This is a genomic window from Pseudoalteromonas sp. 78C3 (genome assembly GCF_002836695.1).
Classification (GTDB): domain Bacteria; phylum Pseudomonadota; class Gammaproteobacteria; order Enterobacterales; family Alteromonadaceae; genus Pseudoalteromonas; species Pseudoalteromonas arctica.
In genome coordinates this window covers 18,372-29,926 of sequence record NZ_PJAV01000157.1, presented here as the reverse complement: position 1 = coordinate 29,926, position 11,555 = coordinate 18,372, and the positions used below count along the sequence as shown (strand labels likewise).

Below are 11,555 nucleotides of genomic sequence, written 5' to 3'. Positions count from 1 at the left end.
ATCCGAATTCTACAAAAGAATTCGGATTCTTACATACCTAGAAGATCGTTCAAGTGCTATTAACTAATTCTTAAATGATCGGCATTACAGCAGAAGCTGCGTTTTTATTTGCAATTTAACTACACCGTAGTCGCGTTAAATACCGTCACCATCCATGTGTAGTCCACATTCTCGGTTTAAACCAAAAAAGCGAGTTTCTTCCTCAGTCATTCCTGGTTCTAACTTACGTGTTGTATGTACGTCTCCCATAGACACATAACCTTGCTCCCATAATGGGTGGTAAGGTAAATCGTGCTTAGTAAGATACTGATACACGTCGCGGTTAGACCATTCAATAATCGGGTACACTTTGACGGTACCACGGCTAATTTCTACAAATTGCTTATCAGCACGTGTAGATGATTGATCGCGGCGCAGACCACTAAACCACGTGCCCGCTTCTATTTCTTTTAACGCGCGGGTCATCGGCTCTACTTTATTAAGCTGATTATATTGCTTAATGCCGTCTTCGCCTTTCTCCCATAGTTTACCGAATTTAGCCTCTTGCCATGCTGGGCTAAGCGGCGCTCTATACACCTTTAAGTTAAGTGATAAACGCTCACTCATTTGCTCAATAAACTGATACGTTTCAGGAAACAAATAGCCTGTATCGGTTAATACAACGGGAATATCTGGACGTTGTGAGGTCATTAAATGCAGCATTACTGCCGCTTGAATACCAAAGCTAGATGATAAAAAAGCCGTATTAGGCAAGTTATCAAGCGCCCATGCAACACGCTGTTCTGCGCTCATATTCGCTAGTAAACCATTAGCATCAGCTAACATAGCCGCCTGGCTTTGTTTATCTAGCTGTAAAATGTTTTTAAATTCACTCATGGTAAATTCCAAACCTCACTAGCGCCAAAGCGCTGGTATTTAATTAAGCGTGAAAATCGGTTACCGATACTTTTACTTCAGCAACAATGCCTTTGCGTATAACAAAGTCACCAAAACACTCACCGTCATTGCGCTCGCTTGCCCATTGGCCAATGAGCTTATCGAATGCTTCTAGGTAAACGTCTTCGCCTACGTTCTCAAGGTACAATTTAGGAATACGTGTACCTTCTAAATTACCACCTAAGTAAACGTTGTATTTACCTGGGCCTTTACCCACTAAACCAGCTTCTGCAAGCATTGCGCGGCCACAGCCGTTCGGGCAACCTACAACGCGCATAATAATGCTGTCATCGGGTATACCGTGCTTAGCAAGTAATGCTTCAGTTTTTTCTACTAGGCTTGGTAAGTAACGCTCTGCTTCGGCCATTGCAAGTGGGCACGTTGGCAGTGAAACACACGCCATAGAATTTTTACGCTGCTGCGAATCTGTGTCATCAATCAGGCCATGGCTACGTGCAATCTCTTCAATCACGGCTTTTTGATCTGCAGGTACGCCAGCAATAATTAAGTTTTGGTTTGCCGTCATACGCATGTCACCTTGGTGAACTTCTGCGATTTTACGACAACCTGTTTTAAGCGGCTTGCCTGGATAGTCTAAAATACGACCACTTTGAATAAATAGCGTTAAGTGGTGCTTACCATCAATGCCTTCAACCCAACCAATGCGGTCGCCACGATGAGTAAACTCAAACGGACGGCTTGGTGCAAACGTAACGCCTGAGCGTTTTTCTACTTCTGCTTTAAATACATCAACACCTACACGGTCTAATGTGTATTTAGTTTTTGCATTTTTACGGTTTGAACGATTACCCCAATCGCGCTGCACAGATACAACATGCTCTGCAATTTTTAAGGTATCTTCTAGCGCGATAAAGCCAAAGTCATCAGCCTTACGCGGATACGTTGCTGTATCGCCGTGCGTCATGGCAAGGCCACCGCCCACTAATACGTTAAAACCAACTAGCTTGCCGTTATCAGCAATTGCCACAAAGTTTAAATCGTTAGCGTGCACATCAACTTCGTTGTTAGGTGGAATAGTCACCGTGGTTTTAAACTTACGCGGTAAGTAGTTAGATCCTAAAATTGGCTCTTCTGTGGTTTCTGCTTTTTCGCCATTTAACCAAATTTCGGCATACGCTTTCGTTTTTGGTAATAAGTGTTCAGAAATTTTTGCAGCCCAATCGTAAGCTTCTTGATGTAACTCAGACTCAACGGGGTTAGTAGTACAAAGTACATTACGGTTAACGTCACCTGCTGTAGCAATAGAGTCTATACCTACGCTATCAAGCATTTGGTGCATGCCTTTAATATTTGGCTTTAACACTCCATGAAACTGAAATGTTTGACGCGTAGTTAAACGAATACTGCCGTAGCTTGTTTTGTCATCTGCAAACTTGTCGATTGCTAACCACTGCTCTGGCTTAATAATACCGCCAGGCATACGTGCACGTAACATTACATTATGTAGCGGCTCTAGCTTTTGCTTAGCGCGCTCACCACGTATATCGCGGTCATCTTGCTGATACATGCCATGAAAACGAATTAGCTGAAAGTTATCGGCTGTAAAGCCACCGGTAATTTCGTCTGTTAAATCTTTTTCTATGGTGCCACGTAAAAAGTTACTTTCTCTTTTCAAACGTTCGTTATCAGAAAGTTTTACGTTTTTATCTTGTTCGCTCATTTTAAATCCTAAATTTGTTACAGTGACGGCTGCTAGCTGTTAAATAAAATAAGAAACGTGATTAATACACGTCTTTCTGATAGCGGTTTGCGCTACGCAAATCTTTTAAATATTGCTCTGCGTCTTCATTGCTCTTGCCTGTGTTTTCTTTAACAATATCAAGCAAGGCGTTGTGTACATCTTTTGCCATGCGATTTGCATCGCCACAAATATAAAAGTGAGCGCCAGCTTCTAACCATTCAAACACGTCTTTACTGTTACTGCGTAACTTATCTTGCACATATACTTTTTCTGCTTGGTCACGGCTAAATGCAACATCTACTTTGTTAAGTAAACCCGATTTTAAATAACCCTGTATTTCTACTTGGTATAAAAAGTCTTGAGTGAAATGTGGGTTACCAAAAAACAACCAGTTTTTGCCTTGCGCTTCACGCGAATCACGTTCTTGTAAAAATGCACGAAACGGCGCAATACCCGTACCAGGACCAACCATAATCACAGGTGTATCATCGTTAGTGGGTAGGCGGAAATTGTCGTTGTGTTCGCTAAATACTTTAACTTTACAACCTTCTTCTGCACGACGAGTTAAGTAACCAGTACAACCACCTAAATGCTCGCTATCAAATGCATCAAATTGCACTAGACCTAGTGTTAAATGTACTTCGTCTTCAACCTCAGCTTGGCTAGATGCAATTGAGTACAAACGAGCTTGTAGTTTACGTAGGCAGTCTACTAATGTTTGCGCATCAATTTTTGCAGGGTTTTGGCGAATTACATCAAATATTTGGCGAGGTTCAATATACGCACGCATTGCGGCTTTATCTTCTACAAGCTTTAATAATTCAGGCGTACCAGTTGCTATTGCGTATTTTTCTACAAAACCAGGGTATGACTGAGTCAGCTCTAGTTTTTCAATAAGTGCGCCGCGTACGCTTAGCTCTTCATCACCTACTTTTACAATGCTTGTTGCATCTATTTGAGTAAGTGTAAGTACTTCATCAACTAATACATCATCATTTAAAAAGTACACACCTAATGAATCACCAGGTGTGTAAGTAATGTCTGAACCTTCAAGCGAAATTTCAACGTGGCGTACATCTTTAGTTGAGTCGCGACCGGTAATTTTTTGAACTGTTAATAGCTCTGCTTCAAATGGATTTTGCTTTGTGTATTGGCTTGAAGCGGTCGTTGGTGCTCCAAATGGCATTGATACAACTTGACCACCAGCGGCTTCTTGCTGCGCTTTTAAATCAGGTTCAAATGCATCAACTGCACCGGCAATCCATGTTGCAGCTTCATCTTCGTAATCTACATCTAAATCAGCACGTTGATATATGGTTTGTGCACCGAGTTTATTTAAACGTTCTTCAAAATCTTTTGCTGTTTGGCAGAAAAACTCATAGCTAGAATCACCTAAGCCAATAACCGCTATTTTTACATCGTCTAGTTTTGGCGCTTTTTTAGTGGCTAAAAATTCGTGAAGTGTTTCTGCGTCTTCAGGTGGCTCACCTTCGCCGTAAGTAGATACAACGATAGTTAAAAACTTTTCTTTTTTCAGGGCTGTTGGTTTGTAATCTGACATGCTAACAAGCTTAACTGCTAAGCCTCGCGACTCAGCCTGCTCTTTCATTTTGGTAGCTACACCTTTTGCGTTACCTGTTTGCGAACCATATAAAATAGTTAGCGCTGCTGCATCACCCGCAGCCGGTACGCCTACCGTAGGAGCACCTAACGCAGCCGAATTAGCATTTGCAGCTAAGTAACCACTTACCCACGCTTGTTGAATTGGATTAAGTTCAGCCACTAAACCTTGCAGCTTTTGTACTTGATCTTGCGATAGCGGGCTTGCCGCAGCATTTAGTTGACCTAACAACATGAATCGATTCCCCATAACCCTGAAAATTAAACACAACACACTTTGTGTATTGTTAAAAATGAGTTTTACCTCATCCAGAGCGTATCTGTTGAGGTTTTCTAAGTATGTAGGATAACGGGCTCTGCATAGATAAAAAAAGAATAGAATCTGCTTTGATATTCCATTTAGTTATTAATTTATAAAAATACCTTCAAAAACAGATTAAAGGACGATTACTGCCTTTTATAGCACTTTAAATTAACAATTTTGTAACCTAACTAATGTAGGGTATATTCCTCATTCAAAATAAAAATAGGAACAACTATGTTACACGGGAAATATAAAAATAAACTACTTAGTACCGCATTGTTACTTGGCTCATTACCTGTAATGGCCAATGTAGCTAATGGCGGATTTGAACAATGGACTGGCAATACACCTAGTTCTTGGAGCACTATTGATAGCGGAATCAGCTTAACGCGCTCAACCAGTACAGTTAAAAGCGGTAGTAGCTCTGCTGCTGTCAATGTAACAACAGGGTCGCAAAGTAACACTGATTTACTACAACAAGTTGCTGTAGAAGCGGGTAAAACCTATAACTTTTCGGCTGATGTTTACCACACCGAAGGTAAAATTAAAGCTCGCTTGTATGTAGATGGTTATCAAGGCTATTCAAATCAAGCACAAACTAACCAATGGCAAACAGTTAGCCATAGCTATACAGCAAGCAGTGATAAAACAATTAGCGTAGGGCTTAGGTTTTATGATGTAAGTGGATTTGATGGCAGCGAAACCGTATACGTAGATAACTTTTTACCAAACGCTGATGGCAGCGCATCAACAAGTTGTACCGACAATAGCCTTACACTAACGCTTAATACCGATAATTACGGTAGCGAAACTAGCTGGGCCGTTAATAACAATCAAGGTAGCGCTGTTGCTAACGGCAGTGGTTACGCATCAAACACTCAGTATGATGAGCAAATATGCCTAACTGATGGAACTTACACACTTGTTATTAACGACAGCTACGGCGATGGCATGTGTTGTTCAACAGGTAATGGCAGTTATGCGCTTAAGCAAGGCTCTACCACACTTGCTAGTGGTGCAAGTTTTAATAATACAGACAGCACGGCACTTACTTTAGGTAGTGGCTCTGGTGATGGCGGCGGGACTAACCCAACACCCACTGGCTACTATGTTACAGCTCAAGGGCTATCGGGTTATTCACTAAAAACTGAGCTTTATAATATTATTAAAGATCATAATGCACAGGGTTACTCGGCTATTTGGAATTTTTACGACTCATCAGCACGTGATACATACTTTGAAAACGATAACAGCATTTTAGATATGTATAGCGAAAAACCAAACGGCTCTGACAGCTACAATTATGCTGCGGTGAGCGATCAATGTGGTAACTATAGTGGAGAAGGCGGTTGTTACAACCGTGAGCATTCATTTCCTAAAAGCTGGTTTGGCGGCACTATTGAGCCAATGAACTCAGATGTGCATCATATTTACGCAACCGACGGTTATGTAAACTCAAAACGTAGTAACTTCCCATTTGGTGAAGTAGCAAGCGCTTCATTTACATCAACTAACGGAAGTAAATTAGGTTCTGCCGCAAGTTCATTAAATTACTCAGGTACTGTATTTGAGCCAATTGACGAATTTAAAGGTGACTTTGCTCGCGCTTATTTTTACATGGCAACGCGCTACGAAAATGTAATAGGCACTTGGCAAACCAAAACGACCTCAAGTAATGCAGTGCTTAATGGTTCAAGCAACCAAGTATTTGAGAACTGGGTTGTAGCCATGCTGCTTAACTGGCATAACAGCGATCCTGTAAGCCAAATGGAACTTGACCGTAACCAAGCAGCCTTTGAATTTCAAGGTAATCGTAACCCGTATATCGACCACCCTGAATTTGTAGAAATGATTTGGTAAAAGTTAGCAGTTAAAACAAAAGCCTTTGCAAATGCAAAGGCTTTAACTTTTAGCGTGTAATATTTTTTATAGTCACAATGGTTTAAGCTAATTATAAGAAACAGCTGCGATAAGTGATTTTTCAGCTCTGTTTTTCATCAACGTTAAAAGTGAATGATGAAAATCTTGAAATATCACCTCACCCCATATTCGCGAATAAACACCAAAATTTGTATTATCTTGCACGGTCGTTTTTAACGTTAAAATCGTATTGCCGCTTTTATCTTCACTTAACTCATATCCACCGTAAAGAGGTGAAAAGTATTCACCGCCTAGTTTTACGTGTTTATCGAGTGCGTCATCGGGGATAGCATCTGGGTCTATATCAAATCTATAAAGCATCTGTTTATTTGGTTGCCAGTCGGTTATTACTTCTTTAAACACAACGCCTTTTTGCCAAGTACTTGTGCGAACAGCGCCTATACCGCTAGCATTCATACTTGCCTTTAATGGCTTTGGTACACCAATTAATTGAGTGAGTGAAAAAGGCACTTCCTGTGGTTTTATGTCACTCACATTAGCTAACTGCTGCCACACAACATTGATGGGCGCGTTAATAGCTATTGAATTTGTTACTTCGTATGTTTTTGATAAATGTAAAAAGTTAACTTCAATAGGTGAGAGCAATATAGGTAACAACGCGATTGATAATAAAGAACTATTCGCTTTTTTTATTTTACGTTTTCTAACAAAGCCCGCAAGTAACCCACCAATGCTGGCAAAAAACATAAAAGCAGGCAAAGCCATTGCCACACAAATGCTCCCTTCAAGCAAAGTAATTATACTTACAAATAAAAAAACAAAAATAGGCTGCCAAGCAATCGTGATCATTTGCCTTTTAGTTAATGTTTTTGTGCTTTTAAATTCAAAATGAACACGAATATAACCAATTGCAACGGGCACTAAAAACATAAATGATATAGAGACTAAGCTACCTAAATTGTAAGCATTGACTAGCTCTACAAACAGCCGCATAAATATGCCGTAAAGCGTACCAAGTAAAATACCAATTGATTTAGGGGAGTTGAGTTGCATCTCTATTCTTTATTGTTGTTATTAACAATCCGAAAGTAACAGAAGTATTATTTCACCACAAATAAAACGAAATTAACGGCTGCTACCAATAAGCTTTTCAAACAAAGCGGCTTTTACAACCACTAAGACTAAAGGATAATAACCTGCCATTAACACTATTTCCCGCTATAAACAGTGATCAAACTCTTTAAAATAAAAAACAAGCCATTGATTTATAGTAACTTTAAATTATTTTGTGTAGTTTTATAATTTTTAACGTAAAGCTGATTGTCAGATTAACTGTATTAAAAACAACCATGCACGACCTTTTGCCTATACATCCCAGCCTAAGAGCTGATCTACCCTGCATGTTCAATATTCATTTGCTTTAACAAAAGCCGTATTTATTTGATTAAGCAACAATGTTGCAGGAGAACGCATGCAAACTACCCCACCCGGTGATGCACCATCAAACACGCATAAGGATGCTCAAAGCTACGAGCAACTTCACAAGCCGAGTTCAGAGTTTAATACTCGCGACGAGTATCTCGAACATGAATTACAGATTATGCAGCCTAAACGCTGGCGTCCTAATTTACCGTTTAGAGATTACCGATTTGAATTTGAAGACACCATTCCTGCAATGGCGGGTACTATTGGTAAAGTCGTTATGGTGGGGGCTATTGCAGCAACATTTGCAGCACCTCTTGGTTTAAGCGATGCGTTTGTTTTAGAAAACGTGCGCTACGAATTACTCATTGTTTCTATTTTTATCATTTTGTTTTCAGGCTTTATTTTACCTACAGCCAACTTGGCTGGTACTCACGGCCCACTTATTCCGTTAATTCCTATTGTTGTTGCTGCAGGCGGTCACCCTATGGCGTTTGGCTTACTCATTGGTGCCTTTGGCTTTATTTTAGCCATAACCAAGGGAGGAAGTATGCTCGCGCGTCTAACCAGTAAAGGTGTGTGTGGCGGGCTACTCATTTATTTAGGTTTTATTGGTACTATTTCGCAGGTTAAAAAGCTGTTTGCCTGGGCTGAAGCCATTGATATGGCACATATTGCGTTTATTGTTATTTTAGCCACCATTTTATTGTATGCGCTATTAGAGCACTTTAAAAAGCGTTGGTTAGCCGTACCGTTAAGCTGCCTTATTGGTGGTGTGGTTGCCTTTGCTTTAGGTGCACCGTTTGAGTTTCATACTGCACCGGGTTTACCAAATATGAACCCAGCTTACTGGTGGGGTGAAAACACGGGCTGGATGCTAGGTTTACCAACACTTGAAAGCTTTGTTGTTGTACTCCCGTTTGCAGTGCTTGCCGTTGCCATGTGGTCGCCAGATTTTTTAGGTCATCAAGTATTTCAAAAAATAAGCTATCCGCAACGTACTGAAAAAGTACAAATGAATATCGACGACACCATGCTGAGCGCATCGGTTAGACAAACATTTGGCTCACTTGCCGGTGGTGCTAACTTTGCGTCCTCTTGGGGTACTTATATTGTGCCTGCCGCTATTGCTAAACGCCCTATCCCTGCTGGCGCTATTTTAACTGCATTATTTTGTATTATTGCTGGTTTATGGGGTTACCCTATGGATTTAGCAATTTGGCAGCCTGTATTGTGTGTAGCGCTTATTGTTGGGGTGTTTATCCCGCTACTTGAAGCTGGCATGGAAATGACGCGCGAAGGTAAAACGACGCAATCCGCCGCTATTGTGGTGTTTGCTTCGACCTTGGTTAATCCTGCTTTTGGTTGGTCACTTACTATGTTACTTGATAACTTAGGGCTGATTGGCTGTAAAGAGCGCAGCGCTGAGCTAACTAAAATGAGCCGCTGGGTGATTCCACTTATTATGTTTGTGTTACTTACCACTGTAATGGCAATTGTAGGCATGTTACCCGGTATACCTGCGTTAATGGCTGACTTTAGGCATTAACCTTTAGCTATTACATCTCATATTTACCCACAAAAAAGCACGGCAATTGCCGTGCTTTTTAATACGTGATTTTTAATACACACGGTTAAGCAATTACTGCCAAGAACGCTCAGTCGCTAGTTGTTTTTCAAACGCATCAATTTGTGGGTTTAGCGTTTCGGTTACACCAATAAAGTCTAAACCACTTAACAAACGTTCTTTTACCTCTTTACTAATATCAAAACTAATTGGTGCAAACTTACTGCTTGTTAGTGTTTGATTTTCAAGGTCGATTTCAATGTTAATATCGTCGTGCTGCTCGCTAAGTACAAACAGTTGCTCAAGCGTGTCGGCAGGTAACGCTATGGCTAACATTTGGTTGTTACCACAGTTATTAAAGAAAATATCTGCAAAGCTTTCAGCTAAAATAACTTCAAAGCCATATTGCTTCAGCGCCCATGGCGCGTGCTCACGAGATGAGCCACAACCAAAGTTGTCGCGCGTTAATAATATTTGCGCGCCTTGGTAGCATGGGCGGTTTAAAATAAAGTCAGGGTTTGGCTCGTCGTTATCTAGGTAACGCCAATCATAAAACAATGCCGCATCAAAGCCTTCGCGGCTAGTTGATGTTAAAAACTGCTTAGGGATAATTTGGTCAGTATCTACATTGTTTTTATCAAGTGGGGCCATTAAGCCACTAAAAAATACGCTCATTAGGCTTCTCCTCTAATATCAACAAAGTGACCATGTATTGCAGCGGCTGCCGCCATTGCGGGACTAACTAAATGGGTACGCCCACCACGACCTTGGCGACCCTCAAAGTTACGGTTAGAAGTAGATGCACAACGCTTGCCTGCTCCTAGGCGGTCATCGTTCATCGCTAAACACATAGAACAACCCGGTTCGCGCCATTCAAAGCCAGCGGCTTTAAAAATATCAGCTAAGCCTTCGTCTTCGGCTTGTTTTTTAACTAAGCCAGAGCCCGGTACAATTAACGCCTCTATGCCGGCTACAACCTGTTTGCCTTCTACAATTTTTGCAGCAGCGCGCAAGTCTTCAATGCGGCTATTTGTACATGAGCCAATAAATACCGTGTCTACTTTCGCGCTTGATAATTTATCGCCCGCTTTTAAGTCCATGTATTTAAGTGCGCTGCGAATAGCATCGGCTTTAATTAAATCTGGCTCTTTATCTGGATCGGGTATGCACTCATCAACACCAATTACTTGCTCTGGGCTTGTGCCCCAGGTAATTTGCGGTTGAATGTCGTCAGCATTTAGCTCAACAACTAAATCAAAGTGTGCGCCTTCATCTGTTTTTAATGTTTCCCAATATTCAACGGCTGCATCAAAATCTGCGCCTTTTGGTGCAAACGGACGACCTTTTAAGTAATCATAAGTAATTTGGTCAGATGCAATTAAACCCGCTTTTGCACCCATTTCTATGCTCATATTACATAGCGTCATACGGGCTTCCATTGAAAGCGCTTCAATGCCTGCACCACAAAACTCTGCTACATAACCTGTGCCACCAGCGGTACCTAACTTGCCAATTACCGCCATAATTAAATCTTTAGCCGTAACCGTTGGACGCAATACACCGTTAATTTGAATTTTTAACGATTGCGCCTTTTTTTGCTGTAGCGTTTGCGTTGCTAATACGTGCTCAACCTCAGACGTACCAATACCATGCGCTAATGCGCCAAACGCACCATGTGTAGAAGTATGGCTATCGCCACATACAATGGTTGTGCCTGGCAAAGTAATGCCTTGCTCTGGGCCCATTACATGGACAATGCCTTGGTTAATTGAGTTTAAATCGTAAAGTACAATACCAAACTCTTTACAGTTTTTATCAAGCGCCATTAATTGGTTTTTAGATACTTCGCTTGCGGCATCAAGTGATCGGCTTTTAGTCGATACGTTATGATCCATCGTTGCAAAGGTTTTTTCTGGGCAACGTACAGTACGGTTTTTTTCACGTAGACCTGCAAAAGCCTGCGGAGAAGTCACCTCGTGCACTAAATGGCGGTCAATATAAAGTAAGTCGGTTTGCTCGTTTATGCTGGCAACGGTGTGTGCTTGCCAAATTTTTTCGTATAACGTTTGGGCCACTTGCTAATTCCCTAATCTGTTTGAGTTGCAGCATAACGGTGCTGCAAC

8 protein-coding genes are annotated in these 11,555 nt (G+C 41.2%); 2 read left to right on the top strand and 6 right to left on the bottom strand.

The window, feature by feature from the left end; all coding sequences use genetic code 11:
• Nucleotides 1-135 precede the first annotated feature (135 nt).
• The 3 genes from CXF76_RS13800 to CXF76_RS13790 form a co-directional block, all read right to left on the bottom strand.
• Nucleotides 136-876, bottom strand: coding sequence for a phosphoadenylyl-sulfate reductase (locus CXF76_RS13800; protein WP_024589524.1), 741 nt, complete (start codon nt 874-876; stop codon nt 136-138).
• 43 nt (nt 877-919) lie between these two features.
• The gene (cysI, locus tag CXF76_RS13795; protein WP_024589523.1) at nt 920-2,617 is read right to left on the bottom strand and encodes an assimilatory sulfite reductase (NADPH) hemoprotein subunit; all 1,698 of its coding nucleotides are present in this window, start codon (nt 2,615-2,617) and stop codon (nt 920-922) included.
• A 61-nt stretch (nt 2,618-2,678) separates the two neighbouring features.
• Entirely contained in the window at nt 2,679-4,493 is a 1,815-nt protein-coding gene (locus CXF76_RS13790; RefSeq protein ID WP_101163966.1) for an assimilatory sulfite reductase (NADPH) flavoprotein subunit, read from the bottom strand.
• A gap of 303 nt (nt 4,494-4,796) precedes the next feature.
• Between CXF76_RS13790 and CXF76_RS13785 the strand changes: the two genes are divergently transcribed.
• Nucleotides 4,797-6,422, top strand: coding sequence for an endonuclease (locus tag CXF76_RS13785; RefSeq protein ID WP_101163965.1), 1,626 nt, complete (start codon nt 4,797-4,799; stop codon nt 6,420-6,422).
• A gap of 87 nt (nt 6,423-6,509) precedes the next feature.
• Here the strand turns inward: CXF76_RS13785 and CXF76_RS13780 are convergent, their stop codons facing one another.
• Nucleotides 6,510-7,496 (bottom strand): hypothetical protein, encoded by a 987-nt coding sequence (locus CXF76_RS13780; protein WP_101163964.1) that lies wholly within the window; start codon nt 7,494-7,496, stop codon nt 6,510-6,512.
• Between the two features lie 418 nt (nt 7,497-7,914).
• Between CXF76_RS13780 and CXF76_RS13775 the strand changes: the two genes are divergently transcribed.
• Nucleotides 7,915-9,414, top strand: coding sequence for a DUF3360 family protein (locus tag CXF76_RS13775; protein ID WP_007582201.1), 1,500 nt, complete (start codon nt 7,915-7,917; stop codon nt 9,412-9,414).
• 93 nt (nt 9,415-9,507) lie between these two features.
• On the opposite strand, the gene leuD is transcribed toward CXF76_RS13775, so the two are convergent.
• Together leuD and leuC are read right to left on the bottom strand one after the other, a co-directional pair.
• A complete protein-coding gene (gene leuD / locus CXF76_RS13770; RefSeq protein WP_010555450.1) occupies nt 9,508-10,107 on the bottom strand; it encodes a 3-isopropylmalate dehydratase small subunit in 600 nt (199 codons plus the stop codon).
• Nucleotides 10,107-11,507 (bottom strand): 3-isopropylmalate dehydratase large subunit, encoded by a 1,401-nt coding sequence (gene leuC, locus CXF76_RS13765; protein WP_101163963.1) that lies wholly within the window; start codon nt 11,505-11,507, stop codon nt 10,107-10,109. Before leuC ends, leuD begins: the two co-directional genes overlap by 1 nt.
• Nucleotides 11,508-11,555: the final 48 nt, after the last annotated feature.

Bases quoted from the DNA above. Each gene is read 5' to 3' on its own strand.
- CXF76_RS13800 (WP_024589524.1), bottom strand. From the start codon at position 876: ATGAGTGAATTTAAAAACATTTTACAGCTAGATAAACAAAGCCAGGCG.
- cysI (WP_024589523.1), bottom strand. From the start codon at position 2,617: ATGAGCGAACAAGATAAAAACGTAAAACTTTCTGATAACGAACGTTTG.
- CXF76_RS13790 (WP_101163966.1), bottom strand. From the start codon at position 4,493: ATGTTGTTAGGTCAACTAAATGCTGCGGCAAGCCCGCTATCGCAAGAT.
- CXF76_RS13785 (WP_101163965.1), top strand. From the start codon at position 4,797: ATGTTACACGGGAAATATAAAAATAAACTACTTAGTACCGCATTGTTA.
- CXF76_RS13780 (WP_101163964.1), bottom strand. From the start codon at position 7,496: ATGCAACTCAACTCCCCTAAATCAATTGGTATTTTACTTGGTACGCTT.
- CXF76_RS13775 (WP_007582201.1), top strand. From the start codon at position 7,915: ATGCAAACTACCCCACCCGGTGATGCACCATCAAACACGCATAAGGAT.
- leuD (WP_010555450.1), bottom strand. From the start codon at position 10,107: ATGAGCGTATTTTTTAGTGGCTTAATGGCCCCACTTGATAAAAACAAT.